26 protein-coding genes are annotated in these 26,465 nt (G+C 65.5%); 11 read left to right on the plus strand and 15 right to left on the minus strand.

Annotated elements, in window-relative coordinates:
- Nucleotides 1-60: 60 nt before the first annotated feature.
- Nucleotides 61-852 (minus strand): class D beta-lactamase, encoded by a 792-nt coding sequence (gene blaOXA, locus ALII_RS0120540; RefSeq protein WP_024589095.1) that lies wholly within the window; start codon nt 850-852, stop codon nt 61-63.
- Nucleotides 853-856: 4 nt separating this feature from the next.
- Nucleotides 857-1,543: an HAD family phosphatase gene (locus ALII_RS0120545; protein WP_024589096.1), complete on the minus strand. Its 687-nt coding sequence runs from the start codon at nt 1,541-1,543 to the stop codon at nt 857-859.
- A gap of 142 nt (nt 1,544-1,685) precedes the next feature.
- Here ALII_RS0120545 and ALII_RS0120550 point away from each other — a divergent pair, with 142 nt between their 5' ends.
- Entirely contained in the window at nt 1,686-2,819 is a 1,134-nt protein-coding gene (locus ALII_RS0120550) for a site-specific DNA-methyltransferase (protein WP_024589097.1), read from the plus strand.
- 199 nt (nt 2,820-3,018) lie between these two features.
- Here the strand turns inward: ALII_RS0120550 and ALII_RS0120555 are convergent, their stop codons facing one another.
- Both ALII_RS0120555 and mutY read right to left on the minus strand, forming a co-directional pair.
- Nucleotides 3,019-3,627, minus strand: a complete 609-nt coding sequence (locus ALII_RS0120555; protein WP_024589098.1) for an HAD family phosphatase — start codon at nt 3,625-3,627, stop codon at nt 3,019-3,021.
- Nucleotides 3,624-4,748: an A/G-specific adenine glycosylase gene (gene mutY, locus ALII_RS0120560; protein ID WP_024589099.1), complete on the minus strand. Its 1,125-nt coding sequence runs from the start codon at nt 4,746-4,748 to the stop codon at nt 3,624-3,626. The genes ALII_RS0120555 and mutY overlap by 4 nt, the downstream gene beginning before the upstream one ends.
- A gap of 55 nt (nt 4,749-4,803) precedes the next feature.
- On the opposite strand from mutY, the gene ALII_RS0120565 reads away from it, so the two are divergent.
- From ALII_RS0120565 to ALII_RS21750, 4 genes are all read left to right on the plus strand, one after another.
- Nucleotides 4,804-5,313, plus strand: coding sequence for a DciA family protein (locus tag ALII_RS0120565; protein ID WP_024589100.1), 510 nt, complete (start codon nt 4,804-4,806; stop codon nt 5,311-5,313).
- Nucleotides 5,314-5,449: 136 nt separating this feature from the next.
- A complete protein-coding gene (locus tag ALII_RS0120570) occupies nt 5,450-6,166 on the plus strand; it encodes a DsbA family protein (protein WP_024589101.1) in 717 nt (238 codons plus the stop codon).
- Between the two features lie 60 nt (nt 6,167-6,226).
- Nucleotides 6,227-9,682, plus strand: coding sequence for a chromosome segregation protein SMC (smc, locus tag ALII_RS0120575; protein ID WP_024589102.1), 3,456 nt, complete (start codon nt 6,227-6,229; stop codon nt 9,680-9,682).
- A complete protein-coding gene (locus ALII_RS21750) occupies nt 9,679-10,065 on the plus strand; it encodes a hypothetical protein (RefSeq protein WP_024589103.1) in 387 nt (128 codons plus the stop codon). The genes smc and ALII_RS21750 overlap by 4 nt, the downstream gene beginning before the upstream one ends.
- Here ALII_RS21750 and ALII_RS0120585 read toward each other — a convergent pair whose 3' ends face one another.
- Nucleotides 10,066-10,407 (minus strand): VOC family protein, encoded by a 342-nt coding sequence (locus tag ALII_RS0120585; RefSeq protein ID WP_024589104.1) that lies wholly within the window; start codon nt 10,405-10,407, stop codon nt 10,066-10,068.
- Nucleotides 10,408-10,590: 183 nt separating this feature from the next.
- Between ALII_RS0120585 and ppdK the strand changes: the two genes are divergently transcribed.
- Entirely contained in the window at nt 10,591-13,254 is a 2,664-nt protein-coding gene (ppdK, locus tag ALII_RS0120590) for a pyruvate, phosphate dikinase (protein WP_024589105.1), read from the plus strand.
- Nucleotides 13,255-13,302: 48 nt separating this feature from the next.
- Here the strand turns inward: ppdK and ALII_RS0120595 are convergent, their stop codons facing one another.
- Entirely contained in the window at nt 13,303-13,671 is a 369-nt protein-coding gene (locus ALII_RS0120595; RefSeq protein WP_244437477.1) for an SPW repeat protein, read from the minus strand.
- A gap of 256 nt (nt 13,672-13,927) precedes the next feature.
- Between ALII_RS0120595 and ALII_RS0120600 the strand changes: the two genes are divergently transcribed.
- Nucleotides 13,928-15,013, plus strand: coding sequence for a GSU2403 family nucleotidyltransferase fold protein (locus ALII_RS0120600; protein ID WP_051375962.1), 1,086 nt, complete (start codon nt 13,928-13,930; stop codon nt 15,011-15,013).
- On the opposite strand, the gene ALII_RS0120605 is transcribed toward ALII_RS0120600, so the two are convergent.
- From ALII_RS0120605 to ALII_RS0120615, 3 genes are all read right to left on the minus strand, one after another.
- Complete coding sequence (locus ALII_RS0120605) at nt 15,014-15,388, minus strand: DUF427 domain-containing protein (protein WP_029660783.1); 375 nt, start codon at nt 15,386-15,388, stop codon at nt 15,014-15,016.
- Nucleotides 15,389-15,508: 120 nt separating this feature from the next.
- Nucleotides 15,509-15,856, minus strand: a complete 348-nt coding sequence (locus ALII_RS0120610; RefSeq protein ID WP_024589108.1) for a hypothetical protein — start codon at nt 15,854-15,856, stop codon at nt 15,509-15,511.
- Between the two features lie 128 nt (nt 15,857-15,984).
- Nucleotides 15,985-16,707: an alpha/beta hydrolase gene (locus tag ALII_RS0120615; protein WP_024589109.1), complete on the minus strand. Its 723-nt coding sequence runs from the start codon at nt 16,705-16,707 to the stop codon at nt 15,985-15,987.
- 108 nt (nt 16,708-16,815) lie between these two features.
- On the opposite strand from ALII_RS0120615, the gene ALII_RS0120620 reads away from it, so the two are divergent.
- Nucleotides 16,816-17,739 carry a LysR family transcriptional regulator gene (locus ALII_RS0120620; RefSeq protein WP_024589110.1) on the plus strand — a complete coding sequence of 308 codons (924 nt, stop codon included), beginning with the start codon at nt 16,816-16,818 and terminating at the stop codon, nt 17,737-17,739.
- A 61-nt stretch (nt 17,740-17,800) separates the two neighbouring features.
- Here the strand turns inward: ALII_RS0120620 and ALII_RS0120625 are convergent, their stop codons facing one another.
- Together ALII_RS0120625 and ALII_RS21755 are read right to left on the minus strand one after the other, a co-directional pair.
- Nucleotides 17,801-19,198, minus strand: coding sequence for an aminotransferase (locus ALII_RS0120625; protein WP_024589111.1), 1,398 nt, complete (start codon nt 19,196-19,198; stop codon nt 17,801-17,803).
- A gap of 98 nt (nt 19,199-19,296) precedes the next feature.
- A complete protein-coding gene (locus tag ALII_RS21755) occupies nt 19,297-19,662 on the minus strand; it encodes a hypothetical protein (RefSeq protein ID WP_024589112.1) in 366 nt (121 codons plus the stop codon).
- 170 nt (nt 19,663-19,832) lie between these two features.
- On the opposite strand from ALII_RS21755, the gene ALII_RS0120635 reads away from it, so the two are divergent.
- Nucleotides 19,833-21,473, plus strand: coding sequence for a fatty-acid--CoA ligase (locus tag ALII_RS0120635; protein ID WP_024589113.1), 1,641 nt, complete (start codon nt 19,833-19,835; stop codon nt 21,471-21,473).
- 47 nt (nt 21,474-21,520) lie between these two features.
- The gene (locus ALII_RS0120640) at nt 21,521-22,306 is read left to right on the plus strand and encodes a DUF1499 domain-containing protein (RefSeq protein WP_024589114.1); all 786 of its coding nucleotides are present in this window, start codon (nt 21,521-21,523) and stop codon (nt 22,304-22,306) included.
- A 108-nt stretch (nt 22,307-22,414) separates the two neighbouring features.
- Here ALII_RS0120640 and ALII_RS0120645 read toward each other — a convergent pair whose 3' ends face one another.
- Nucleotides 22,415-23,314 (minus strand): MBL fold metallo-hydrolase, encoded by a 900-nt coding sequence (locus ALII_RS0120645; RefSeq protein WP_024589115.1) that lies wholly within the window; start codon nt 23,312-23,314, stop codon nt 22,415-22,417.
- A 47-nt stretch (nt 23,315-23,361) separates the two neighbouring features.
- Nucleotides 23,362-24,099, minus strand: a complete 738-nt coding sequence (locus ALII_RS0120650) for a cytochrome c biogenesis CcdA family protein (RefSeq protein WP_024589116.1) — start codon at nt 24,097-24,099, stop codon at nt 23,362-23,364.
- 155 nt (nt 24,100-24,254) lie between these two features.
- Here ALII_RS0120650 and ALII_RS0120655 point away from each other — a divergent pair, with 155 nt between their 5' ends.
- The gene (locus ALII_RS0120655) at nt 24,255-24,512 is read left to right on the plus strand and encodes a DUF2171 domain-containing protein (protein ID WP_024589117.1); all 258 of its coding nucleotides are present in this window, start codon (nt 24,255-24,257) and stop codon (nt 24,510-24,512) included.
- A 25-nt stretch (nt 24,513-24,537) separates the two neighbouring features.
- Here ALII_RS0120655 and ALII_RS0120660 read toward each other — a convergent pair whose 3' ends face one another.
- Both ALII_RS0120660 and ALII_RS0120665 read right to left on the minus strand, forming a co-directional pair.
- Nucleotides 24,538-25,866 (minus strand): TRAP transporter large permease, encoded by a 1,329-nt coding sequence (locus ALII_RS0120660; protein ID WP_024589118.1) that lies wholly within the window; start codon nt 25,864-25,866, stop codon nt 24,538-24,540.
- Entirely contained in the window at nt 25,863-26,423 is a 561-nt protein-coding gene (locus tag ALII_RS0120665) for a TRAP transporter small permease (protein WP_024589119.1), read from the minus strand. The genes ALII_RS0120660 and ALII_RS0120665 overlap by 4 nt, the downstream gene beginning before the upstream one ends.
- Nucleotides 26,424-26,465: the final 42 nt, after the last annotated feature.

The following is a 26,465-nucleotide window of genomic DNA, read 5'->3' on the forward strand; positions in this document are numbered from 1 at the left end:
CCCCTTGTGGGGAGGGATAAAGGGTGGGGGTCACTTCAGAAAGAATCGCCCGCGCCCCCACTACAACCCCGCCAGCTCCGCCAGAAACCCATCCCGCGCACGAATGCCGCTCGGCCCTTCCGTTCGCTCTTCATCCTGGTTCAGCCTCGCAAACACCACGCTGCGCTCGCCCTTGGTCGCCCAGCCGACATACCACCCCCAGGCGCGCGCCCGGTCGAAGCTGCGGTCGGTGCGGCGGGGGTAGGCGGAGCCGGTCTTGCCTTTGACCGACCACTCGCCGGCCCGATGTCCTTCGACGATCGCGACCGTCATTTCCATCGCTGACGGCGAGGCGGTAAGCGTGCGGTTGACCAAACCGTGCAGAAACTTGACCTGCTCGACCGGCGAGACCTCGAGGGACGACGCGATCCAGGCGCGTTCCAGCCCGTTGCCAAGGCCCGGATCGCCGGAGAAATCGGCGTTGCCGTAGCCCCACGCCCCGGCATAGGCCGACAGGCGCTCGGCGCCGAGCGCCTTGGTGACCTGCTGCGAATACCACACGACGGAATGGCGCATCCATGCCGCCGGGTCGGTGGGTCGGCGCCATTCCGCGATCCAGTCGGGATAGCCTTCCTGGAAGTCGAGCACCGGCGCGTCGGGAGCGGTCAGGAAGCCCGCATCAAAGCCCATCACCGCCAGCGGCACCTTGAACGTGGAGGCGGGCGTGACGCGGGTGCGGCAGTCGCCGCGCTCGAGGATCACGGCGCCGCTCTCGCCGTCGGCGATCAGCGTGCAGATCTCGGCAGCCTTTGCGCCCGAGGCGGCGATCAGGCACGAGGCAACGAGAGCAAGGAAGGCGGACCGGCGCATCATGGCCTCAGCCCTCCGACCAGGCGCTGAGCGCGGCGAGCGTCGCCGGCAAATCCGCATGCCGGCGGATGACGGTCTCCGCGCCCGCCTCGGTCAGCATGTCGGCGTGGCCGGGGTGTGTGTGCGAGGCGCCGGTGAAGCCGATCACCCGCATGCCGGCAAGCTTCGCGCCCTGGATGCCGTGGATGGAATCCTCGATGACGAAGGTCTTCGCCGGATTGGCGCCGAGCGTTTCGGCGGCGTGGAGAAAGACGTCCGGCGCGGGCTTGGGCTTTTGCGACGGCGTGTCGCGCGAGGAAAAGATGACGCCCTCGAAGAACGGCTTCAGCCGCACCCGGGTCAGCATCATGTCAAGCCGTTCGGCACTCGAATTGGAACAGATGGCGCGCTTGCCCGTCACCGAGGCGACCGCCTCATGGACGCCGTCGATCGGCTTGACCTCGGCCTTCAGCCGCTGGTCGACGCGCTTTTCCACCTCGTCCAGCATCGAGATCTGGAACGGGATCGCCGCCTCGCGCTCGATCCGCAGCATGATCTCGCGGAAGGTGAGGCCGGCATAGGTTTCCGCCAGTTCCTCGGCGCTGATCTCGTAGCCGGCGGCCGACAGGATTTCCGCCTCGACGCGCGCGGCAATGATCTCGGAATCGACGAGCACGCCGTCGCAATCGAAAATGACGAGTTCGGGGGCAGCCATGGCAAATCCAGTCAGATTGGGAGTCGCTGCCTCGTACACGAGCACGGGCGAGGGGGCAATTCGTCAGCCTTCACGCGATGTTAACGGTGATCGGTAACCATAACAGCCAGTAAATGCGTGTTGTCGAGTATCGGGTATCCTCATGTCTGCCGTGCGTCATCTTGCCGACCTTTCCCCGTCAGCCGAAAGCTCCGTCTGGCTCGACACGATCCTGAAAGGAGATTGCGTCGCCGCGCTGAACAAGCTGCCCGACCACTCCATCGACGTCATCTTCGCCGACCCGCCCTACAACCTCCAGCTCGAGGGCGATTTGCACCGGCCCGACCAGTCGAAGGTCGACGCGGTCGACGACGAATGGGACCAGTTCGAAAGCTTCGCCGCCTATGACGCCTTCACCCGCGCCTGGTTGCTGGCCGCGCGCCGCGTCCTGAAGCCGAACGGCACGATCTGGGTCATCGGCTCCTATCACAACATCTTCCGCGTCGGCGCGATCATGCAGGATCTCGGCTTCTGGATTCTGAACGACGTCGTCTGGCGCAAGACCAACCCGATGCCGAACTTCCGCGGCCGCCGCTTCCAGAACGCGCACGAGACCATGATCTGGGCCTCGCGCGACCCGAAGGCCAAGGGCTACACGTTCAACTACGACGCCATGAAGGCGGCGAATGACGACGTGCAGATGCGCTCGGACTGGCTGTTCCCGATCTGCACCGGCAATGAGCGGCTGAAGGACGAGAACGGCAACAAGGTCCACCCGACCCAGAAGCCAGAGGCGCTGCTGGCGCGCGTAATGCTGTCCTCGACCAAGCCCGGCGACGTCGTGCTCGACCCGTTCTTCGGCTCCGGCACCACCGGCGCCGTCGCCAAGCGCCTCGGCCGCCACTTCGTCGGCATCGAGCGCGACCAGACCTATATCGACGCCGCGCAGGAGCGCATCGACCGCGTCAAGCCTCTGGCCGACATGGACCTTTCCGTCCTGACCGGCAAGCGAGCTGAACCCCGCGTCGCCTTCGTCAGCCTCATCGATTCCGGCCTCATCAAGCCCGGCGCCGTACTGCACGATATCAAGCGCCGCTGGCAGGCCCGCGTGCGCGCCGACGGCACCGTCGCGGTTGGCGACATGTCCGGCTCGATCCACAAGGTCGGCGCCCTGGTGCAGGGTCTCGACGCCTGCAATGGATGGACCTTCTGGCACTATGAGCGCTCCGGCGGCCTCAACCAGATCGACGAACTACGCCGCATTGCCCGGCTCGGCATGGACCGCGCGGGAGCTTAGGGAGTTGCGGTTATCTCGTGACCGTTCCGTGAGTTGGAATGTCGAGGCATGGGTTCCTGTGACAAGCACAGGAACGACGGAGGCTTAGTAGCCAGGCACGACAACCTTCCAGCTTGGCAGACACCCCGATGCCGTCACCTCTGTGCTCGTCACAGAGGTCCAGGTCTCAACGATCGAGAGCCGAAAACGATTCAGTATCCTATAGAACGCCCAATCTCTTCAGGTCGTCCGTCAACGCATCCGCATCCGTAAACTGCACCGCCTGCCACCCTGCCGCCTTCGCCCCTTCCACGTTCTTCGCGCTGTCGTCGATGAAGAGTGTGTGTTTCGGGTTCAGCCCGAACGTCCGCGCATGCAACTCGTAGATCGCGGCGTCCGGCTTGATCAGTCGGCACTCCCCCGAAACGGTGACGCCGCGCGGCTTGCTCAAGAACGCAAACCGCTCCCTGGCCTCCGCGAATGTGTCGGTGGCGAAATTGGTCAGCATGGTGACGTCGTGCCCGTCCTCGATCAGCGCTTCGAGGATGGCGACGCTTTCGTCATAGGCATGCGGCACCATCTTGTGCCAGTTCTGCCGGAAGGCGCGGATGTTCGGCTCGTGGTCGGGAAAATCGGCGACGAGCAGCGCCTCGGCGTCCTGCCAGCCTCGCCCGCGATCCTGCTCGAGGTTCCAGTCGCCGGTGGTCACCGTCTCGAGGAACCAGCGCCGGTCGTCGGCATCGGGAATGAGGTCGCGATAGGCGAGGTCGGGATCGTAGTGGATCAGCACCTTGCCGATGTCGAAGACGATGTGACGGATTTCGGTCAACGCGATTTTTCCTTCGCTCTGGCTTTGGTCGAGCCGGGTATGGCAGCTTCGATTGCCTTCTTCATGACAGTCGGAAGCGCCTCCGTGTGGATATCTTCGAGCCGCGCCCACCAGCCGCCGTTTTCGAGGGGTTTCTCGGTGATTTCGGCGCGAAAGACGGTCAGTTCCAGCGCGAAATGCGTGAAGACGTGGGAGATCGAGCCCGAATTCTCCCATTTTGCCGCAAACGGCGCGGCGGTAGGGACAAGTTCGCCGTCGGTGCGCGAGTTCCAGCCCGTCGACGGCACCTCGGCCATGCCGCCGAGCAGACCCTTCGCCTCGCGCTTCCTGAGGAAGACCGCCCCATCATGGATCGCGACGAACGCCGCACCGCGCCGCAGCGGCTTCTCCGCCTTCGCAGCCTTCACCGGGTAGTGCTCCGGGTCGCCCTGGCGCAAGGCGAGACACTCGGCATTGATCGGGCACATCAGGCATTTCGGGCGGCGCGGGGTGCAGATCGTCGCGCCGAGATCCATCGTCGCCTGCGCGAAGTCGCCGGGTCGATTCATCGGAACGGAAAGCGCGACCAAGCCCTTGATTTCGCGCTTGGCTTTCGGCAGCGGCGTACCGATCGCGGCGAGCCGGGTGAAGACGCGTTCGACATTGCCGTCGACCACGGCGGCCGGGCGGTCGAAGGCGATGGAGGCGATGGCGGCGGCGGTGTAGGGACCGATGCCGGGCAGGGCAAGCAGGCTGGTTTCGGTATCTGGAAATGAACCTGCATGAGCGTTTTCAACGACTTCCGCGCAGGCCTTCAAATTGCGCGCGCGCGAATAATAGCCGAGCCCGGCCCAGGCCTTCATGATGTCGTCGCTGTCGGCATGGGCGAGGTCGGAGACGGTCGGCCAGCGCTCGACGAACTTGAGAAAATAAGGCTTCACCGCCTCGACCGTCGTCTGCTGGAGCATGATCTCCGACAGCCAGACGCGGTAGGGATCGGCGTGCAATCCGGCGGCCAGATCACGCGGCGGGACGCGCCAGGGCAGGTCGCGGTGGTGCTTATCGTACCAGCCGAGAAGCGCAGCCGCGACGCGCTTTCCGCGCCCGCCGTCGAACCATGTCCCGTCGCCCGATGGCGCCATTCTTCCATTCCTGATAGGAGTTTGCCGAGACCCAAGCGCATAAAGGATTTACCCGATGGCAGGCAAACCAAAAGGGCCGTGGGGCGCCCAGCCGGTTGCCGACCTGGCGACGCGCATCCTCGATCCGGTGCTGAAGAAGCGGACCGGGATCTCGGTCGCGCTGATCCAGTCCTGGGAGGAGATCGTCGGCGAGCGCATCGCTTCTGCCTCGCGGCCGGAGAAGATCGTCTGGCCGCGCCGGATGAGCGAGGACGACCCGTTCGAGCCGGCGACGCTGATCGTCGCCTGCGAGGGCATGGCGGCGTTGGCGTTGCAGCACGAGACGGGCGAGGTGATCGCCCGGGTCAACGGCTTCCTCGGCTTTTCCGCTGTCGGCCGCATCCGCATCTTGCAGAAGCCGGTCGCGCTAGAAAAGCCGCGCCGCCCGCGCGGTCCTGCCAAACTCGACGGGCGGCAGGAAGCGCATCTGAAGAGCGTGACGGCGAAGATCGAGGATGACGGCCTGCGCGCGTCGCTCGAACGGCTCGGCGCCGAGGTGATCGGCGCGAAACGTCGCAGCGCTTGAATCCGCGCCGGCAAAGTCGCACCTTTGTGAACACAGTGTCGCGCTTTGGCGGTAGGAAAGGGACGATCCTTGCCGTATTCGCTCATTAGAGGGATGGAATACAGGCAACACTGAAACTGGACGCAAGGTGATTCGAATGGCCTCTTATCTGTCGCGCAGACATATCCTGACCTCGCTCGTGGCGCTGCCCGTGGCGGGCCTTGCGCTTTCGGCATGCATCGACAGCGGCAACGCCACCAACACCAATTCAGCCTCAACACCGGCCACCGATCCGGTGACGACGGGCGCGACCGCCCCGAACCCGCAGGGTACGGTCGACATGGAAGCGCTGCTCGAGCCGGGCACGCTGGAAGACAAGGTGATGGGCGAGGCCGACGCGCCGGTGACGATCGTCGAATACGCATCGATGACCTGCGGCCATTGCGGCAATTTCCACAACAACACGCTGCCGACGATCAAGGAAAAATACATCGACACCGGACAGGTCCGGCTCATCGTGCGCGAGTTCCCGTTCGACCCGCGCGCCGAGGCCGGCGCGATGCTTGCGCGCTGCGCCGACGCCAACTATTTCGCCATGTCGGACGTGCTCTTCAAGCAGCAGAACAGCTGGGTTCCGGTCGACAACGCGCGAGAAGCATTGCTGAGGATTGCGCGTCTCGGTGGCTTTACACAGGAATCCTTCGAGGCTTGCTTGACGGACCAGACGCTTCTCGATGAAATCCGTGCAGTAAGGGCTCGCGGCCAGAACGATTTCGGTGTCGAGGCGACGCCGACTTTCTTCATCAACGGCAACAAGTATTCGGGAGCACTGTCGGTTGACGAAATGTCGGCCATCATCGACTCGATGCTCTGACGTCCACATCGTAAATGCCGGGCGTGGCAAAGCCGCGCCCGGATTTCCGGCTAAGCGCTGATGCGCTTCAACCGGCTCCGCCTGCTCGGCTTCAAATCCTTCGTCGATCCCGGTGAATTCGTCATCGAACGCGGCCTGACGGGCGTGGTCGGGCCGAATGGTTGCGGCAAGTCGAACCTCGTCGAAGCGCTGCGCTGGGTGATGGGCGAAAGCTCGTACAAGAACATGCGCGCGTCCGGCATGGACGACGTGATCTTTTCCGGCTCGGGCACGCGGCCGGCGCGCAATACGGCCGAAGTCACGCTTTTCCTCGACAATTCCGACCGCACAGCCCCCGCCGCCTTCAACACTGCCGACGAATTGCAGGTCTCGCGCCGGATCGAGCGCGCCTCGGGCTCGGTCTACCGCATCAACGGCAAGGAGGCGCGCGCCAAGGACGTGCAGCTTCTCTTCGCCGACCAGTCGACCGGCGCGCGCTCACCCTCGATGGTGGGGCAGGGGCGGATCGGCGAACTGATCCAGGCAAAACCGCAGGCGCGCCGGGCGCTTCTGGAAGAGGCGGCGGGCATTTCGGGCCTGCACTCGCGCCGCCATGAAGCGGAACTGCGCCTGCGCGCGGCCGAGCAGAACCTCGAACGGCTCGACGACGTGACCGGCGAACTTGCGACGCAGATCGACAGTTTGAAGCGGCAGGCGCGGCAGGCGCAGCGCTTCAAGACGCTTTCGGCCGACATCCGCAAGGCGGAGGCGACGCTGCTTCATTTGCGCTGGGTGCACGCCAAGGCGCAGGAAGGCGAGGCGAAATCGACACTGGCGCGCGCGACGTCGCTGGTGGCCGAGCGCGCGCAGGCGCAGATCGAGGCGGCGAAGGCGCAAGCCGTCGGCGCGCACAAGCTGCCCGGCCTGCGCGAGGCGGAGGCGGTTGCGGCAGCCGTTCTACAACGGCTGACGATTGCCCGAACGCAGCTCGAGGAAGAGACGAAGCGCATCGCCGCCCGGCGCGACGAACTTGCAAGGCGCCTCGCTCAGGCCGATGCCGACATCGCGCGTGAACGCCAATTGATGACCGAGAATACGGGCATTCTCGAACGGCTGGCGGCGGAAGAGGCCGAGCTGAAATCTGCCGGCGAGAGGCAGGGCGAGCGCGAAGCCGACGCAAGCGCGCGTCTGGTCGAAATCTCCGACCGGCTGGAAGGCTTCGAACGCGACTTGTCGTCGGTGACGGCGAAGCGGGCCGAAAGCGCGGCCATTCGCGCGCAAGTGCAGAAATCGCTGCGCGATCTTGCCGAGAGCCAGATGCGGACCGAGCGCCAGAGCCAGGCGAACGCGGCGGAACTGGCTGCGCTCGACGCGAAGGCCGCGAACCTGCCCGACCCGGCGCAACGGCGCGCTGAATTCGAGCGCGCAGACGCAGAGCGCGCGGAGGCGGAAGACGCGGCGACTGCAGCCGAGACGGCGGTCGCTCCGGCCCGGACGGCGGAAGCTGTTGCGCGTGCGCCGGTGCAGGAGGCGAAGAACGCGCTGGCGCGGGTTGAAACGGAAGCGCGGACGCTGGCGAAGATTCTGTCGGCGGGCGGCGATGTCAAATTTCCGCCGGTGCTCGACAGGATTTCGGTCGCGCGGGGCTATGAGACGGCCTTGGGCGCAGCACTCGGCGACGATCTCGACCTCCCGCTCGATGCCGGTGCACCGGCGCGCTGGGCCGTTGTTGCAGGTGATGGCGACCCTGAATTGCCGGCGGGCGTCGAGGCGCTCGCGGCGCATGTGACCGCCCCGGCCGAACTCTCGCGCCGGCTGCGGCAGATCGGCGTGGTGTCGAAAGACGACGGCGCGCGGCTGCATGGCGCGCTGGCAGTGGGCCAAATGCTGGTCTCCCGCGAGGGCGATGTCTGGCGCTGGGACGGGGTGGTGGCCGGCGCCGACGCGCCGACGGCCGCCGCGCAAAGGCTGGCGCAGCGCAACCGTCTTGCCGAGCTCGAACGCGAGCAGAACGCGGCGCGCGAGGCCGTGACGAGCAGCGAGGCCGCGCTGAAGCAGGCGGAAGAAGCCGCGCGCCACGCGGCCGATGCCGAGCGGGCCGCGCGCGAACGGCTTCGATTGGCCCAGAAAGCCGTCGGCGAAAGGCGCGAGGCGCTGGCGCAGGCCGAACGTGCACGCGGCGAGATCGACAATCGGCGCGGCGCGCTGGACGAGACGGCGATACGGCTGGCCGGGGCGCTGGCGGAGATCGCGCGCGTCAGGGCGGAGGCCGAGGCGGCGCTGGCCGAGGCGCCGGACCTGACCGCGCTCGACGCGGAGTTTTCCGACCTGTCCGCGAAGGTTTCGGCCGAGCGGCAGGCCGAGGCCGAGGCGCGGGCGGCGCGTGACGGGCTGGTGCGCGAGGCCGACCAGCGTGCGCGAAGGCTGGCCGTGATCGTCAGCGAGCGGCAGGGCTGGGTGACGCGGGCGCAAAATGCCGGCGACCAGGTGAACGCGCTCACGGTTCGGCGCGACGAGGCTGCCGCGGAGGCGGCGCAGCTCGCCGATGCGCCGGACGAGCTGGAGGTGAAGCGCCGCGCGCTTGCCGGCGAGATCGACAAGGCGGAGGCCACGCGCAAGCTGGCCGCCGATGCGCTGGCCTCCGCCGAGACGGGGCAGGTGGTGCTCGACCGCGCCGCGACCGACGCGATCGAGGGGCTGAGCCGTGCGCGCGAGGAGCGCGGGCGGGCCGAGGAGCGGCTTTCGGCCGCCGAGGAGCGGCGCAAGGAAGTGGAAGTGCGCATGCGCGAGGTGGTCGGCGTCGAGCCCCATCTCGTCGCGCGGCAAGCCGAGCTTCTGGCCGACCAGGCGGAGCCTGAGATCGCCGATGTGGAACGCCGGCTCGACCGGCTGAAGGGCGAGCGCGAGCGGCTGGGCGCGGTCAATCTGCGCGCCGAGGAGGAGGCGCGGGAACTGTCCGATCGCTACGATCTGATCACCAAGGAGCGCGTCGACGTGGTGGACGCGATCGCGCGGCTGCGCGAGGCGATCCAGAGCCTGAACCGCGAGGGGCGCGAGCGGCTTCTGGCGGCGTTCGGCCGGGTCGACACCGAGTTCCGCCGGCTGTTCACGCATCTTTTCGGCGGTGGCACGGCCGAACTGCAACTGATCGAATCCGACGATCCGCTGGAAGCGGGCCTCGAGATTCTGGCGCGTCCGCCGGGCAAGCGGCCGCAGACGATGACACTGCTTTCCGGTGGCGAGCAGGCGCTGACCGCGATGGCGCTGATCTTCGCGGTGTTCCTGACCAACCCGGCGCCGATCTGCGTGCTCGACGAGGTGGATGCCCCGCTCGACGACCACAATGTCGAGCGCTTTTGCAATCTGATGGACGAGATGGCCGCGACGACCGAGACGCGTTTCGTCATCATCACCCACAATCCCATCACCATGGCGCGCATGAACCGGCTGTTCGGCGTGACGATGGCCGAGCAGGGCGTCAGCCAGCTCGTCTCGGTCGACCTGCAGACGGCCGAACAGATGCGCGAGGCAGTATGAGCGACGACTTGGCGAAGAGGGCAGCGGAGCTGTCGACGGCACTCCGCGACCTGCACAAGGCGCTGATCCATGCCGAGGCCGGCGACGATCCGGCCTATGCGAACCCCTATACGCTGCTCTTCGACGTGATCGGCAACCCGCGCTTTGCCTGGCTTGAAAGCCTTTCGCAGCTCATCGTGGTGCTCGACGAGGCGCGGGCCGACAAGGAGAATTTCTCAGCCGAAATCCTCGCCGACGCGGCAAGGAGCGCCGGGCGGTTGATCGGGGAAGGCGAGGACCACGACGCGCCGTTTCGCCTGCGCCACCTGATGGCAGTGCAGAACGCGCCGGACGTCGCGATCGCGACGGGCAAATTGCGCGCAGCGCTGGTGCGACTCACCTAGTCATTCGGCCCAGACAGCGAGTTCATTTCCGGCCGGATCGGCGAAATGGAAGCGACGGCCGCCGGGAAACTCGAAGATCGGCCGGGTGATCTTCGCGCCCGCGTCTTCGACCAGGCGCAGCGTCCTTTCCAGATCGGTCGAGAACAATACCGGCAGCGGCTTAGCGACCGGCGCGGCGGAAGCGTCGAAGCCGCCGTCGATTCCCTCCGAAAAGGCCGAATAGCGGGGCCCGTAATCGGTAAAGCTCCAGCCGAAGGCGGTGCTGTAGAACGACTTCACGCCGTCGATCGTGCCGTCGCCGGCCTGCATTTCGAGATAATCGAGTTTTCCGTCCTTGCGCATTCGTCATCTCCGTGTATGTTCATGTTATGTTCTAGTTCGGCCGAGGGAGGAAGGCAAGCGAAAGAAGCGGACATGAAGCGTGTCCGATACTCAATCGATTGAGGGAGCCGAGCGGGGGAGGGACGCCTTGCCTTTTGCTGCGCTGCACTCTATCGCTCGAAACCCGCGAGCACGGAGGACGGCATGACGAAGTGGGTCTACGCATTCGGCGACGGCAAGGCGGAGGGGCGCGCCGGCGACAAGAACCTGCTTGGCGGCAAGGGCGCAAACCTTGCCGAAATGTGCAATCTGGGCTTGCCGGTGCCGCCCGGCTTCACCATTACCACCTCAGCTTGCGTCCATTATTACGGCAATGGCCGCGCCTATCCGGGCGAACTGGAGCGCGAGGTCGACGCTGCGCTCGACGAGGTCGGTCGCATCACCGGCAAGAGGTTCGGCGATCCGGCGAACCTGCTTCTAGTCTCGGTGCGATCGGGCGCCCGTGCGTCCATGCCGGGCATGATGGACACGGTCCTGAATCTCGGGCTGAACGACGAGACGGTGGAAGCGCTGGCGCGCGAGGCCGGCGACGAACGCTTCGCCTTCGACAGCTATCGCCGCTTCATCACCATGTATTGCGACGTCGTCCTGGGGCTCGACCACGAGGTGTTCGAGGAGATACTGGAGGACGAGAAGGCGCAGCGCGGGGTCGAGCTCGACACGGAACTGTCGGCGGCCGACTGGCGGCAGATCGTCGATCTCTACAAGCAGAAGGTCGTCGAAGAGCTCGAAAAGCCGTTCCCGCAGGACCCGCGCGAGCAGCTCTGGGGCGCGATCGGGGCGGTGTTCTCGAGCTGGATGAACCATCGCGCGATCACCTATCGCCGCCTGCACGACATTCCCGAAAGCTGGGGCACTGCCGTCAACGTGCAGGCGATGGTGTTCGGCAATATGGGCGACACCTCGGCGACCGGCGTCGCCTTCACGCGTAACCCATCGACGGGCGAGAAGGCGCTTTACGGCGAGTTCCTGGTGAATGCGCAGGGCGAGGACGTGGTGGCGGGAATCCGTACGCCGCAGAACCTGACGGAAGCCGCGCGCATCGCCGCCGGCTCCGACAAGCCGTCGCTGGAAAAGGTGTTGCCCGAGGCGTTCGCGACCTTCGTCGACATCGCGAACCGGCTGGAGCGGCATTATCGCGACATGCAGGACCTCGAATTCACCATCGAGCGCGGCAAATTGTGGATGCTGCAGACGCGATCGGGCAAGCGCACGGCCAAGGCGGCGCTGCGGATCGCCGTGGACATGGCGGGCGAGGGACTGATCGGCAGGGACGAGGCGGTGGCGCGGATCGACCCGGCTTCGCTCGAGCAGTTGCTGCACCCGACGATCGACCCGAAGGCGGAGCGCAACATCATCGGCACCGGGCTTCCCGCTTCGCCAGGCGCGGCGACGGGCGAGATCGTGTTCACCTCCGACGAGGCGGAGGAGATGAAGGGCCAGGGCCGCAAGGTCATTCTGGTGCGCGTCGAGACGAGCCCGGAAGACATTCACGGCATGCACGCGGCCGAGGGCATCCTGACGACGCGTGGCGGCATGACGAGCCATGCGGCCGTGGTCGCGCGCGGCATGGGCAAGCCTTGCGTTTCGGGCGCCGGCGGGCTGCGGGTCGACACCCGCGCCGGCACGCTGATGGCGATGGGCGTGACGCTGAAGAAGGGCGACGTGATCACCATCGACGGCGCGAGCGGGCAGGTGTTGAGGGGCGCGGTGCCGATGCTGCAACCCGAACTGTCGGGCGATTTCGCCGCGATCATGGAATGGGCGGACGGCGAGCGGCGCATGAGGGTGCGCGCGAATGCCGAGACGCCCGCCGACGCGCGCACGGCGCGCTCCTTCGGCGCGGAAGGCATCGGGCTTTGCCGCACCGAGCACATGTTCTTCGACGAGGATCGCATCATTTCGATGCGCGAGATGATCCTGGCCGAGACGGAGGATGGACGTCGCGCGGCGCTTGCCAAGCTCTTGCCGATGCAGCGCTCCGACTTCGTCGAACTGTTCGAGATCATGGCGGGCCTGCCGGTCACGATCCGCCTGCTCGACCCGCCGCTGCATGAGTTCCTGCCGAAGACCGAAGAGGAAATCGGCGAGGTGGCGAAGGTGCTGGGCGTCGACCCGGCGAAACTGACCGAGCGCACCGAGGCGCTGCACGAGTTCAATCCGATGCTCGGCCATCGCGGCTGCCGGCTCGCGGTCTCCTATCCGGAGATCGCCGAGATGCAGGCGCGCGCGATCTTCGAGGCGGCGATCGAGGCGGGCAAGACGACCGGCAGCCCGGTCGTGCCGGAAGTCATGGTCCCGCTCGTCGGCATCATGAAGGAACTCGACTTCGTCAAGGCGCGGATCGACGAGACGGCGCGCACGGTGATGGAAGAGAAGGGCGAGACGATCGACTATCTCGTCGGCACGATGATCGAGCTGCCGCGCGCGGCGATCCGCGCCCATGTGATCGCGGAGGCGGCGGAGTTCTTTTCTTTCGGCACCAACGACCTGACGCAGACGACATTCGGCATCTCGCGCGACGACGCCTCGTCGTTCCTCGAAACCTATCGCCAGAAGGGCATCATCGAGCAGGACCCGTTCGTCTCGCTCGACCAGGACGGCGTCGGCGAACTGGTGCGCATGGCCGCGGACAAGGGACGTGCGACGCGGCCCGACATCAAGCTGGGTATCTGCGGCGAGCACGGCGGCGACCCCTCTTCGATCCATTTCTGCGAGGAGGTCGGGCTCGACTACGTGTCCTGCTCGCCCTTCCGCGTGCCGATCGCGCGCCTGGCGGCGGCGCAGGCGGCCGTCAGGAAAGACTGAGGTCGGGCGCGCCGGTCTTGCGGCCGGCGCGCCTCTTCGATTGCGGTGTCACGCCTTGCGGGCGTGCGGCTGCCAAAGCTCGAGCAGCGCCAGCAGCGCGACGAGCACGCCAAGCCCGATGTGCCATGCCCGCAGATCGCCCATGTAGTTGAATACATAGGGCGACGCGATCATCCACACGCCGCAGATCAGCGCCACCGCCTCTTCCCACAACCGGTGAGCCGCAAGCTCCATCAGGCCGACGGCCATGACGAGCCCGCCCGCGACGATGGTCGTCACGAGCATGATCGTCATGCCTTCGAAGCCGGCGATGAAGGGCGAGGCCACGATCAGAACGCCAAGCGCGATGGCCGCGAAGTCCTCCCAGCTCCGGTGTTCGGAGAGCCCGAGAGGTTCCATATTGTTGAGCGTTGCCATGACAAATCCTCCTTCAGGCTACGTTCGTGCGCAGCCGGACTGCCGGAGGACTTTTGGCGTCACGAAACTCCTCATTCGGTCAGTTCGCACGCACGGATAGGATTATCTTCCATCGTGCGTTTGTTTTCAATGGGATGGATGTCGCAGGCTTGATGGCGACTGCTGTTATAGGAAGATCAAAATTTTCCTATAACGCGAATCGGTTGATATGTCACTGTTTTTGTGTATGTTATAGGAAAACCAGGAAAATACTATAATGGGCGTGAGGCTGTTGGATCAGGCTACCCAGACCGTATTCGCTGATCTCAATCAGCGACTGCAGGATGTCGCGTTCGATGAAGCTTTCCCCGAAAACGGAAGTTTCAGCAAGACGACCGTCAAAGGACGGGACTACTGGTACTACGATGGATATGACCCACTCTCGGGCGCCAAGTCGCGAAAATATGTCGGACCGGCATCCGATCCCGCGATTTCCGATCGGGTGACTGCCTTCGAGCGCAGCAAGGTCGCCTTCAGGACGAGGCTCGAAGCCGTGCGCATGTTGCGAGCGGCCGGCCTCCCGATTCCGGATTCCATGACGGGAGTGGTCATCGAACGGCTCGCAAGGGCAGGGTTCTTTCGGCTGCGCGGCGTCCTCGTGGGCACGATTGCCTTTCAGACCTATGCAGGCATCGTTGGGGCCAGGCCGGATCGCAACCTGCAAACCGGCGATCTGGATCTCGCGCAGGACCATGGTATCTCGATCGCGATAGGCGACGAGGTCGACAGCATCCACGCTCAGATCATGCAGATTGACGAGACGTTTTGTGCAGTGCCCAGCCTAAGCGGTGGCATGAAGACATCCGCCTTCGTCAATGCGCGCGGTTACAAGGTGGAGTTCCTCGTTCCCAATCGTGGATCGGACGATTATTCGGGAGGGCTGACGACCATGCCCGCTCTCGGCGGGGTCGCCGCCCAGCCGTTACGCTTCCTCGACTTCCTGATACGCAACCCCATCAAGTCGGTGATCCTCCATGGCGGGGGCGTGTCCGTTTACGTGCCATCGCCGGAGCGATTTGCCGTTCACAAACTCATCGTCGCAACGCGTCGGCGCGACAGGGAAAAGATCGCGAAAGACATCGGCCAGTCGGCCTTTCTGGTCGAGGCGCTAGCACACGGGCGTTCCGCCGATCTGGTCGACGTCTGGATCGAGGCATGGCAACGGGGCGCCAAATGGCAAGAGGCGCTCGATCGCGGGCGCTCCATGCTGCCGCCCGAAATTGCACTGATGCTGAACGATCTGATTTCCGGGCAGGCAAGATTGTTCGACGTCGACCCCGCTGATGTCGGGGTCAGGTCGTAGTCACCCCGCGTCGATCGTCACCTTGTGCGGATAAAACGCGCCGTGGTCTTTGATCCGGGCGACTTCGTCATAGGGGTGCGCGTAGGTCCACATGACGTCGGGCTCGCCTTCGCCCTGGCCGGTGACGCTCCAGTAGGAAGCCTCGCCCTTGAAGGGGCAGCGGGTTTTCGTGTCGGAGGCCAGAAGATGTTCGAAATAGATGTCGGCGAAGGGGACGTAGAGGACCGGCGGGTAGGTCGCCTCTTTGAGTTCCAGGGCGTTGCGCGTCGATGCGACGACGACCTCGCCGAATTTGACGGTCACGGTGCCGGGATAGGGCGTGATGGTGATGGCGTGGCCGGGATCGCGCTTCAGGCCGGGTGAGGGATTGGACATGACAGCCTCCCTTGGGACGAGCCGGACGAAATTGGGCTCCACTCTGTCAGGTACAAATAGAAAGGGGCCGCCCGATGACGACCCCCTGCCAGTCTTTTCGTTGCAGAATGCGGCCGGTTGCTAGAGGTCGGCCAGGGCCGTGCTGCAGGCGGTCGCAAGGGCGCGGTTCGGGCGCTCCTCGCCGAGCGGCGTTGCCCATCCGGCCTTCTCGACGACGCCCCGGCGGTTGAAATTGCTGGCCGCCTTGAGTTCGGCCAGGACCACGCTGGCCTCGGGGTCGGTGCTCGCCCGCTCCACGCAATGCGGCACGAGCGCGCTCACGCGCCCTTCGGCAGCGGCCTGCGAAACCATCGTCTGCGCGGTGCCCTGCGTGACCCATCCGCCCCATGCGAAACCGACGACCGCAAGTGCGACCGCACCGGCTGCTGCGCCGCCAAGGGCGGGCTTGATCCATTCTGGCATGTTCATGTCGTTCCCCGAATCTTTGTTTCTATCGACGGCCGAAAGCTAGCACGAAAGATTTCATTCGGATACAAATTGAGATCAGAAAAACGGGACTCGGGGCGCCGCCGCGCGTTTTGGCGGGGTGATGGAACTCAATCGCGGCCGGCCCGAACGATCTTCTGGGCAGCGTAGCTGGGGTTGGAGAAGCAGATTTCATGGCTCCCCGGTCCCTGGACGAGCCTGAACAGGCCAAGCTTCTGCGACAGGCGCGGATGCCAGGGATGGCTTGGCGGCATTCCGGTGTCGTCGGTGAAGTTGAGGTAGGATTTCGGGATGTCGAAGGCGGCCGGCGGACGCGTCAGGCTGATCTTGTCGGTGAAGGTCCGGTAGGGCTGGGGGACCAGCTTTTCATAGGCGTCGAGCGAGGCCTCGTAGGTCATGTCGTTCGTCAGCGCTTCGCGCCAGATCGGGAACGGCATCATCACGGTGCCGTCGGACCTCGCCATGTCGTCGAACATGGCCGTGAAATAGTCGGGAACCAGATCGTTGAGGGCCTCGCCGTCCTCGGGAACGAACGCGTTCCAGTAGACGAGGCGCCGGATAACGCCTGCGTCCACGCGGTCCGCGACGCCGGTGATGATCATGCCGGCATAGCTGTGGCCGACGAGGATGACGTCGCTCAGTGCTTCGTCGTGAAGGTAGCGGACGATCGACGCGATGGCCTCGTCGAGACCGGTATCGGGACGGTCGCCGGGGCGGTTTCCCGCGACGGTCGGTGTGTGGACGACATGGCCCTCGGCCGCGATCTGATCGCCGACCTCGCGCATGAGGTCGCCATGATGCCAGGCTCCGTGAACCAGAACATAGGTTGCCATTTCAACTGCTCCTCAAACCCGCCGGTCCTCGACCGGACGCCATGAGATAGATTACGCTGCGGCAACCTTTGCTGGTAATTGAATGATCGTATCGGCCGGATCGACCCGATGAATATCGCCTCGCTGGATCTCAACCTGCTGCGCGTCTTCGACGCCTTGATGAGCGAGCGGTCCGTGACGCGGGCGGGCGAGCGCATTGGGCTCAGCCAGCCGGCGGTCAGTTCGGCGCTCAATCGCCTGCGCCATCTCGTGGGGGACCCGCTGTTCATCCGCGAGGGCAACGTCATGGTGCCGACGCCCCGCGCCGCCTCGCTGGGCGAAGCCGTGCGCGAGGCGATGAGCCGGATCGACAGCGTTTTCTCCGAACAGGCCGTGTTCGACCCGGCGACGTCGCGCCGGACGTTCCGGCTCTTGGGCTCCGACTATTTCTCGACCATGCTGATGCCGGAACTGTCAGTGCGTGTGCTGGGCGCCGCGCCGGGCGTCCTGCTACAGTTCCTCGACGGCGGGCCGAGGGCCATGCCGCATGTGCTTTCGGCCGGCACGATCGACCTGACACTGGCGCCGCCGGTCGAGATACCCGAATGGGCCGCCTTTCAGTATCTATTCAGGTCGCGCCTCGTCGCGGCGGCCCGGCGGGACGACGAGGGATTGTCTGCTGCCGGGATTGCGGCGGGTGACACGATCCCTATCGACATCTTCTGTTCGCTGCCGCAGGTGGTCTGTTCCACCGATGGCGGGCTGTCGACGAGCGTGGACACGGCTTTGAACGCGAGGGGGCGCAGGCGGCGCGTGGTGCTGACCATGCCGCATTTTCACGCAGTCGCGCTCGCGATCGCGCAGGGCGGCGTCATCGGCTCGCTTCCGGCGCAATATGCGCAGCGCTTTGCCGCCGAACTCGGGCTGGCGATCTATGAGCTGCCGGTGGGCTTCGAGGAGATGGACATGGGCATGTACTGGCACCGCCGATACGACACCGACGGTGCCCATCGGTGGCTCCGCGGTCAGGTGCAGGCCGTTCTGGCGGAATGACCGCGCAAGATGGAATTTTGGTGGGCGACCGGCCTGGAACGTAAGGCCGGTCGCCATTTCGTCAGGCGGCTTTGCGCAGGCCTTCCTTGTCGACCCACGCCTCGGCGTCGGCGAGCGCGAGTTCGAAGCGGTCGAACATCTCGTTGAGTTCGGCCTCGGTGATGATCATCGGCGGGCAGAAGGCGATGGTGTCGCCGATGGCGCGCAGGATGACGCGGCGGTTTTCGCAGAACTTGGCGATCTGGGCGCCGACGCCCTTCTTCGGATCGAAGGAGCGCTTGGTCGCCTTGTCGGCCACCATCTCGACGCCGCCGACGAGACCGGCCGAGCGCACTTCGCCGACGAGCGGATGATCGGCGATCTTTTTGAGGCGCGCCTCGAAGGTCGGCGTCATGTTGCGGACATGGCCGAGAATGTCGCGGCGCTGGTAGATCGCGATCGCCTTGACGCCGAGCGCGCAGCCAAGCGGATGGCCGCCATAGGTGAAGCCGTGGCCGAACGTGCCGATCTTTTCCGAATGGCTGACATAGGCGTCGTAGACGTCCTGCGGGACGAGCACCGCGCCGAGCGGCGCGTAGGCGGCGGTGAGCTGCTTGGCGGCCGAGATGGTCTTCGGCGTCATGCCCACCGTCTGCGCGCCCCACCAGTTGCCGGTGCGCCCGAAGCCGTTGATGACCTCATCGGAGATCATCATGATGTCGTGCTCGTCGAGCACTTTCTGGATCTCGGCGAAATAGGTGGCGGGCGGGACGATGACGCCGCCGGCGCCCATGATCGGCTCGGCGATCATCGCGGCGATCGTGTCGGGTCCTTCGCGTTCGATCAGATCGCGGAGCGACTTCACCAGACGAGCGACGAACTGCTCCTCCGTCTCGCCAGCTTCGCCGAAGCGGTAGAAATGCGGACAGTCGGTGTGGACGACGCGGTCGACGGGGAGGTCCCAGCCGATGTGATTATAGGGCAGGCCGGTGAGCGAGGCGGCCATGATGGTCACGCCGTGATAGGCCTTCTGGCGCGAGATGATCTTCTTCTTGTTCGGCCGGCCGAGCGCGTTGTTCATGTACCAGGCGAGCTTGACCTGAGTGTCGTTGGCCTCCGAGCCCGAGGAGGTGAAGAACACCTTGGAGATCGGCACCGGCGCGATTTCCTTGAGCTTCTCGGCGAGCTCGATGGCGGGCTCCATGCCCTTGGCGCCGAACAGGTGGTAGTAGGGCAGGGTGCGAAGCTGCTGGGTCGCGGCCTCCACCATCTCCTCGTCGCCGAAGCCGAGGCCGGCGCACCACAGGCCCGACATGCCCTCGATATAGTCCTTGCCCTGCGTGTCGTAGACGAAGACGCCTTCGCCGCGCTCGATGACGAGCGGGCCGTTGGTCTTCAGCTTGTGCAGCGGCGTATAGGGATGCAGCACCGCCTCGATGTCGCGGGTCTGCAGGTTCGTGAGCGGGGGCTGGTCGAGCATGGCTGTCTCCTGGGGGTTGCCCGGAGACTAGCCGTTTATCGATCCGCTAAGAACCCCGCTCGGATGCTGGTTCGATTGGTCCAGTCGGACTGGTCCAGTCAGGCCGCCGTTGGAAGCGTGGCGGCCAGACCGGCATAGGCGGGGATGAGGGCCGCGATCGGCAGATCGGAATCGGCGGCCGGTTCGATGGCGACGTCGCCGCCCTCGCTCTGGCGCACGATGAGGAAGTCGGCGGTCTCGCTGTCGGCCGTGGCGATGGCGGCGACGTCCATGGCCGGTTCGAGGTCGATGCGCATGTGGAAGAGGAAGTGGGCGGGCAGATCATCGACGGCGGAGCGCACCCGCTCCTCGAAGCTCGGACCGTCGCCGGCGCAGACGGCGTCGAGGATGGCGGTGGAAAGATCGTTCGTGGCTTCGATGGGAAGAGGGGCGGACTTAGTCGGGGCGTTTTTCGCCTTTTTCATCGCGTTTTTCCGTCTGTCGATGCCGCCCCGTCGCCGGCAAAGGTCGCGTTCAATCGCGGCTCGAATATGACGCGGACAAGCCATTGAACTTTCTGACAACGGCGCTGGTTTTGCTGGACACCGGCCACGATCCGAACAAAATAGCGCTCCGTTCGAACAGGGAGGATTATATGCTCGGACTGATGCAGGACTGGCCGCTTCTGTGCCACAAGATTCTCGATCACGCGGCGATCCAGCACCCGAACCGGGAGATCGTTTCGCGCTCCGTCGAAGGGCCGATCGTCCGCACCAACTATCGCGATGTGCGCAGCCGCGCGCTGAAGGTCGCCAAGCGCCTCGAACAGGAGGGCTATCAGGTCGGCGACCGGATCGCGACGCTCGCCTGGAACACCGCGCGGCATCTCGAAGCCTGGTACGGCATCATGGGCATGGGCGGCGTCTACCACACGCTGAACCCGCGCCTTTTCCCGCAGCAGATCGCCTGGATCATGAACCACGCCGAGGACAAGGCGCTGTTCGTCGACCTGACCTTCCTGCCGCTGGTCGAGAAGATCGCGGCCGAGGTGAAGTCGCTGAAGCAGGTGATCGTGCTGACGGACGGCGCGAACCTGCCGCAGACGTCGCTGCCGAACGTCGTCGCCTATGAGGACTGGATCGGCCAGACCGATTCCGACTATTCCTGGAAGGCGCTCGACGAGAAGGCCGCGTCCGGCATGTGCTACACGTCCGGCACGACGGGCGATCCGAAGGGTGTCGTCTATTCGCACCGCTCCAACGTGCTCCACGCGATGCTGGCCTGCATGCCCGACGCGATGGGGCTTTCCTCGCGCGACACGATCCTGCCGGTGGTGCCGATGTTCCACGCCAATGCGTGGGGCCTTGCCCAGTCGAGCCCGATGATCGGCGCCAAGCTGGTGATGCCGGGCGGGCGCATGGACGGCGAGGCGATCTACGAATTGCTGACGACCGAGAAGGTGACGTTCACGGCAGCCGTGCCGACCGTGTGGCTGCTCCTGCTCCAGCACATGGAAAAGAACGATCTGAAGCTGCCGCATCTGAAGAAGGTGGTGATCGGCGGCTCGGCCTGCCCGCGGTCGATGACGGAGAAGTTCGAAAAGAACTACGACGTCGAGGTGATCCACGCCTGGGGCATGACGGAGATGTCGCCGCTCGGCTCGCTGGCGACGATCAAGCCGGAATATGCGGCGACGACCGGCGATGCGCTGCTCGACATCAAGCAGACGCAGGGCTACGCACCGTTCGGCGTCGAGATGAAGGTGACGGACGACGAGAACAAGGAGATGCCCTGGGACGGCAAGAAGTTCGGCCGTCTCAAGGTGCGCGGCCCGGCGGTCGCGGCCGGCTATTACGGAGGGGCGGGCAAGGAGCAGTTCGACGCCGACAACTGGTTCGATACGGGCGACGTCGCCCATATCAACGAGAACGGCTACATGCAGATCACTGACCGGGCCAAGGACGTGATCAAGTCGGGCGGAGAATGGATCTCGACCATCGACCTCGAGAACATCGCCGTCGGCCATCCCGACGTTGCCGAGGCGGCGGTGATCGGCATCGTGCATCCCAAATGGGACGAACGGCCGCTGCTGGTGATCGTCAGGAAGGAAGGCAAGAACCCCTCGAAGGAGGAGCTTCTGGCCTTCATGGAAGGCAAGATCGCCAAATGGTGGATGCCGGACGACGTCGCCTTCGTCGACGAAATCCCGCACACGGCGACCGGCAAGATCCAGAAGACGACGCTGCGCGACCAGTTCAAGGGATATGAGCTGCCGACGGCTTCCAGCGCCGCGTAAGCGTGCTAGAACCCGCGCCATGATGTTGACGAACCAGAACTGACGACATGGCGCGGGACGACTATCGACAATATGCGCCGCAGGCGCGCCCGGCGCGCGGGCTCGCATTCTTCGCGCTGGTGCTGTTCGCGCTGGCGGCACTGGCGCATCGGTTCGGGTCGGTCCCGACGCCCGAATTCCTGTGGGTGCTCGGCATCGTCGCCGCGCTCGCGCTGATCGCGCTGGTTTTCGCCATTTTCGCGCTGCGGCGCATCTGGATCGAGGACGATGCGGGGACGGGCGCTGCGGTCGTCGGGCTGCTGCTTGCATCGATCGTGCTGGCGCCGTTCGCGGTGGGCTTGCAGGGCTTCTTCGCCCATCCAAGGCTGACCGACATTTCCACCGACCGGACCATGCCGCCCGCCTTCGCCGCCGCCGCCGACGGGCGCGACGTACGGATGAACCCGATCATGGCGATCTCGCCTGCCGACGCCGAAGCGATGGCCGCGGCCTATCCCGAACTCGTCGCCCGCAGCTACGCGCTGCCGCTGGCCGACGTGACGCAGGCGGTGCTGCGGGTCGCGACCGCACGCGGCTTCGTCCCGCTCGGGCGGACATCCGCGGCGGACGGCGAGACGCTCGAATTCATCGGCTACTCCTACGTTCTCGGCTTTCCATCGGACGTTGCAATCCGTCTGCGTGCCGAGGGCGCGACCACCCGCGTGGACATGCGCTCCGCCTCGCGCTTCGGCGGCCACGACCAAGGTGAAAACGCCAAGCGGATCGGCAATTTTCTCGACGCGCTCGACTATGAGGTCGATGTGATGACGGGGGTGATCGTCGAGGAGGAGTAGGGGCTTCGGCGACGGTTGCGCGGTGGAGATGGCGAGGCCTGGACCCCTGTGCTTGTCACAGGGGTCCAGGCCTCGACCTGTCGGCGCCTCGACCTTCTTCGATGCACCCTACGCCAGTCGATACACCGCATCGATGGACGGTTCCGGCTCTGCCGCCACGAGCCCGCGCGCGACGAGGTCTTCCAGGTGGGCGAGGACGGAGAGGGCGGCGGCGCCGTGGAGGCGGGGGTCGGTGTCGCGGTAGATGGCGGTGACGATGTCGGGGATGGTGCGGTCGCCGGCCTTGAGCCGTTCCAGGATCGCGCGCTCGCGCATCTTGCGGTGGGTGCGCAAGCCGCGCAAGAAGGCGCGCGGATTGGTGACCGGGCCGCCATGGCCGGTATGGTAGATCGCGTCGTCGCGGGTCGCCAGGCGATCGAGCGATGCCATGAAGTCCGACATCGCGCCATCCGGCGGGGCGACGATGGAGGTGGCCCAGGCCATGACGTGGTCGGCCGACAAAAGAATGCCGGTATCCTCGATGGCGAAGGCGACGTGGTTGGCGCAGTGGCCGGGCGTGTGGATGGCGCGGACGGCCCAGCCGTCGCCCCGGACGAGTTCGTCGTCGGCGAGCGCATGGTCGGGGGCGAAGTCGGTGTCGGCACTGGCGTCGAGCGGGTTGATCTCGCCGATGCGCAAGGGGCGGGCGGAGCGGTGCGGGCCTTCGGCCATGATGAGCGCGCCGGTATCTGCCTTGAGGCGGGCGGCGAGCGGCGAGTGGTCGCGGTGCGTGTGGCTGACGAAGATGTGGCTGACCGGCCGGCCGGCGATGGCCTTCAGGAGCGCGGCATAGTGGGCTTCGTCTTCGGGGCCGGGATCGACGATCGCGAGCGTGTCCGTGCCGATTATGTAGCTGTTGGTGCCGTGGAAGGTGAACGGGCCGGGATTGTTGACGGTGAGGCGCAGGAGCCCGTCGGCGACGGGGACCGCCTGGCCGTAATGCGGCTCGAACTTGGTGTCGAATTCCATTCACGCGCTCCTTCGCATTTGCGAAGGCGGTCTAGCATGCCTGTTCGTCAGCCGAGAAGGCCGAGCGCCGGGAAAGTTTCCAGGAGCCAGAAGGAGGCGGTCTGGATGCCGCCGGTCAGGAACAGGATGCCGGCGACGACGAGGAGGCCGCCCATCACTTTTTCGACGCGGCCGAGATGGACGCGGAAGCGGCCGAGGAAGCGCATGAAGGCGCCCGAAAACAGAGCCGCGATCAGGAACGGGATGCCGAGGCCGAGCGAATAGGCGGCGAGCAGCATGGCACCTTCGCCGACCGTCTCGCGCCCGCCGGCGAGCGTGAGGATCGGGCCGAGGACCGGGCCGATGCACGGCGTCCAGCCGAAGGCGAAGGCGAGGCCCATGATGTAGGCGGCAAAGGCGTTGGCAGGCGTGACATTGGCCTGGAAGCGCGCCTCGCGCGACAGGAAGGGCAGGCGGATGATGCCGAGGAAGTTCAGCCCCATGAAGATGATGAGCACGCCGGCGAGGATCGCCAGTTCCTGCTGCCAGGCGCGCAGGAGGCCGCCAACGGACGACGCGCCGGCGCCGAGCGCCACGAAGACGGTGGTGAAGCCGAGGACGAAGGCGAGCGCCGAGCCGATGAGCGCGGTGCGTGCGCGGACGGGTTTCGTGCCCTCGCGGAATTCGTCGACCGAGACGCCGGCCATGTAGCACAGATAGGGCGGGACGAGCGGCAGGACGCAGGGCGACAGGAACGAGATCGCGCCCGCTGCAACCGCACTCACATATCCGACGTCGAGCGCCATTCGTCTGTCCCGTTCCGTTTCGTGCGCGTGATAGCGCGAAGCGGGGTCGATCTGCCAATCATAAACGCGTGGCCAAACGTCGCGAGGATCGGGGCGCGGCGAGCATCCAATCGACCCGGACCGCGTTAACGCAGATTGGAAGAAGGGAGATCGACATGATCGAGAAAAGCCGGATCAAGGAACATGCCGAAGTGATCGGCGCCGATGGCGTGCATGTGGGGACCGTCGACCACGTCGAGGGCGACCGCATCAAGCTGACGAAGAAGGACAGCGGCGAAGGCTCGCATCGCGGCCATCACCACTTCATCCCGCTGTCGCTCGTCGCCGACATCGAGGGCGACAAGGTGCGCCTGTCGGCCAATGGCGACGTGGCGGTGACCTTCGAGGAAGAGGCCGACCACCGGCCGATGTAAGGACATCGGCTCATGGCGCTCGCGGTCAGATCAGCGCGAGCGTCAGGGCCGGGAAGAGTGCGATCAGGACGAGGCAGACGAGCATCACGCCGATGAAGGGCAGGGTGCCGAGGAAGATCTGCTCGACGCCGACGCGCTTGTCGGCGAGCGTTGAATGGACGGTGAAGACCGAGATGCCGAAAGGCGGCGTCAGGAGGCCGATCTCGACCGCCAGCACCGTGACGATGCCGAAATGGATGAGGTTGAAGCCGAGCGCCTCGGCGATGGGCGCGGCGATCGGCACCATGATGAGGAGGATCGACGAGGAATCGAGGATCATGCCCATCAACAGGATGATGACGCAGTAGAGAAGCAGGAAGCCGTACGGCCCAAGGCCGCTTTCCTGCACGAGATCGCCGATGGCGACGGGGATGCCGGCGACCGAAAGCATGCGGCTGTAGAAGCCTGCGGCTATGAGCAGGATCAGGATGCCGACCGAAACGGAACCGGTCTGCTTCAGCACTTCCCAGATGCGGTGCCGGTCCAGCGAGCGGCGCGCGAGCGCGATCAGCAGCGCGCCGAATGCGCCGATGCCGCCGGCCTCCGTCGGCGTGAAGAAGCCGCTGTAGAGGCCACCGAGCACGAGGGCGACGAGCGCCAGGATCGGCACGAGCTTGACGAGGATGTCGCGGCCGGAGAGTTTAGGTCCGGCCCGTTCGGCATGGCGCGACTTCGCCTTTTCGACGTCGGTGAAGACGAAGGAGGGCTTGAAGAAGGCGAGGCCCATGATGACGGCGACCATGCCGAGCGCGAGCAGGATGCCCGGCACCACGCCCGCGACGAACATGCGGCCGATCGACTGCTCGGCGAGGACGCCGTAGATGATGAGGAGCAGGCTCGGCGGGATCATCATGCCGAGGACGGAACTGCCTGCGACCGTGCCTGCGGCGAAGGACGTCTTGTAGCCGTGGCGGACCATTTCGGGCACCGCTACCTTGGTGAAGACGGCGGCGGAAGCGATCGACACGCCGGTGACGGCGGCGAAGACCGTGTTGGCGGCGACGGTCGCGACGCCGAGCCCGCCGAGCAGGCGGCGCAGCAGCGCCTCGGCGACCTCGAACGTATCGCGCCCGACATTGGAGATCGAGACCAGCAGCCCCATCAGGACGAAGAGCGGAATCGTCGCGAAGAGATAGTCGGCGATGCCGTTATAGGCGGTGACCGACAGGAGCCGCATGGCGAGCTCGAAATTGTCGCGGATGATCCAGATGCCGACGAAGCCGGCGGCGAAGAGCGCGATGGCGATCTGCAGACCGAGGAGGACGAGCAGGATCAGGACCGCGATCAGGATCAGGCCGATGGCAAGCGCACTCATGAACCGGCTTTCGCTGCGTCTTCATCCTGCGTGGCGGCCCGCACCATGAGGATGAGGTAGGAGATGATGGCGGCGACCGAGCCGATGACGATGATCGCGCGAAAGGGGAGGGTCGGAATGGTGAAGATGCCCTGGACGCCGAAATATTCGCCGCTGCGCCAGGCCTTCGTCATTCCCGGAAAAGACGCATAGGTGATGGCGGCGAAGACGGCGGCGCCAATGAGCAGGAACAGGATATCGATGGCGCGCATCAGGCCGGGCGCGGCCTTGGCGATGTAGTTGACCAGGAAATCGGCGCGCGTCATCCGGCCGGCGAGAACCGCGGCGGAGATTTGCAGGAAGACGATGGCGACGACCGACCGCGCCGCCATCTCGGCGACGCCGGTGATCGGGCTCGAGAGGAAGTTGCGGCCGACGACGTCGGCGACGATCAGGAACATCAGGAGGAAGATCCAGATGGTGCCGATGGCGGCGAGCGCATTGGCGGCGACGCCGAAAAGGCCCGCCTCGACGGGCCGGCCGGTGCCTTCTTCGATGTCTGGAATCGGATCGCTCATCAAGAACCTTCACGCAACGCAGGAACGGGAAGCCGGCAGTTT

The organism is Aliihoeflea sp. 2WW (genome assembly GCF_000497755.1).
In the GTDB taxonomy this organism is placed as follows: domain Bacteria; phylum Pseudomonadota; class Alphaproteobacteria; order Rhizobiales; family Rhizobiaceae; genus Aliihoeflea.

Excerpts from the sequence above, each read along its gene's own strand:
- ALII_RS0120640 (WP_024589114.1), top strand. The coding sequence starts at position 21,521 with ATGGCGCGGGACGACTATCGACAATATGCGCCGCAGGCGCGCCCGGCG.
- ALII_RS0120660 (WP_024589118.1), bottom strand. The coding sequence starts at position 25,866 with ATGAGTGCGCTTGCCATCGGCCTGATCCTGATCGCGGTCCTGATCCTG.
- ALII_RS0120625 (WP_024589111.1), bottom strand. The coding sequence starts at position 19,198 with ATGCTCGACCAGCCCCCGCTCACGAACCTGCAGACCCGCGACATCGAG.
- ALII_RS0120665 (WP_024589119.1), bottom strand. The coding sequence starts at position 26,423 with ATGAGCGATCCGATTCCAGACATCGAAGAAGGCACCGGCCGGCCCGTC.
- ALII_RS0120545 (WP_024589096.1), bottom strand. The coding sequence starts at position 1,543 with ATGGCTGCCCCCGAACTCGTCATTTTCGATTGCGACGGCGTGCTCGTC.
- ALII_RS0120620 (WP_024589110.1), top strand. The coding sequence starts at position 16,816 with ATGAATATCGCCTCGCTGGATCTCAACCTGCTGCGCGTCTTCGACGCC.
- ALII_RS0120645 (WP_024589115.1), bottom strand. The coding sequence starts at position 23,314 with ATGGAATTCGACACCAAGTTCGAGCCGCATTACGGCCAGGCGGTCCCC.
- ALII_RS0120615 (WP_024589109.1), bottom strand. The coding sequence starts at position 16,707 with ATGGCAACCTATGTTCTGGTTCACGGAGCCTGGCATCATGGCGACCTC.
- ALII_RS0120600 (WP_051375962.1), top strand. The coding sequence starts at position 13,928 with ATGGGCGTGAGGCTGTTGGATCAGGCTACCCAGACCGTATTCGCTGAT.
- ALII_RS0120650 (WP_024589116.1), bottom strand. The coding sequence starts at position 24,099 with ATGGCGCTCGACGTCGGATATGTGAGTGCGGTTGCAGCGGGCGCGATC.
- ALII_RS0120605 (WP_029660783.1), bottom strand. The coding sequence starts at position 15,388 with ATGTCCAATCCCTCACCCGGCCTGAAGCGCGATCCCGGCCACGCCATC.
- ALII_RS0120550 (WP_024589097.1), top strand. The coding sequence starts at position 1,686 with ATGTCTGCCGTGCGTCATCTTGCCGACCTTTCCCCGTCAGCCGAAAGC.
- smc (WP_024589102.1), top strand. The coding sequence starts at position 6,227 with ATGCGCTTCAACCGGCTCCGCCTGCTCGGCTTCAAATCCTTCGTCGAT.
- ALII_RS0120570 (WP_024589101.1), top strand. The coding sequence starts at position 5,450 with ATGGCCTCTTATCTGTCGCGCAGACATATCCTGACCTCGCTCGTGGCG.
- blaOXA (WP_024589095.1), bottom strand. The coding sequence starts at position 852 with ATGATGCGCCGGTCCGCCTTCCTTGCTCTCGTTGCCTCGTGCCTGATC.
- ALII_RS0120655 (WP_024589117.1), top strand. The coding sequence starts at position 24,255 with ATGATCGAGAAAAGCCGGATCAAGGAACATGCCGAAGTGATCGGCGCC.
- ALII_RS21755 (WP_024589112.1), bottom strand. The coding sequence starts at position 19,662 with ATGAAAAAGGCGAAAAACGCCCCGACTAAGTCCGCCCCTCTTCCCATC.
- ALII_RS0120595 (WP_244437477.1), bottom strand. The coding sequence starts at position 13,671 with ATGGCAACGCTCAACAATATGGAACCTCTCGGGCTCTCCGAACACCGG.
- ALII_RS0120565 (WP_024589100.1), top strand. The coding sequence starts at position 4,804 with ATGGCAGGCAAACCAAAAGGGCCGTGGGGCGCCCAGCCGGTTGCCGAC.
- ALII_RS0120635 (WP_024589113.1), top strand. The coding sequence starts at position 19,833 with ATGCTCGGACTGATGCAGGACTGGCCGCTTCTGTGCCACAAGATTCTC.
- ALII_RS0120610 (WP_024589108.1), bottom strand. The coding sequence starts at position 15,856 with ATGAACATGCCAGAATGGATCAAGCCCGCCCTTGGCGGCGCAGCAGCC.
- ppdK (WP_024589105.1), top strand. The coding sequence starts at position 10,591 with ATGACGAAGTGGGTCTACGCATTCGGCGACGGCAAGGCGGAGGGGCGC.
- ALII_RS0120585 (WP_024589104.1), bottom strand. The coding sequence starts at position 10,407 with ATGCGCAAGGACGGAAAACTCGATTATCTCGAAATGCAGGCCGGCGAC.
- mutY (WP_024589099.1), bottom strand. The coding sequence starts at position 4,748 with ATGGCGCCATCGGGCGACGGGACATGGTTCGACGGCGGGCGCGGAAAG.
- ALII_RS21750 (WP_024589103.1), top strand. The coding sequence starts at position 9,679 with ATGAGCGACGACTTGGCGAAGAGGGCAGCGGAGCTGTCGACGGCACTC.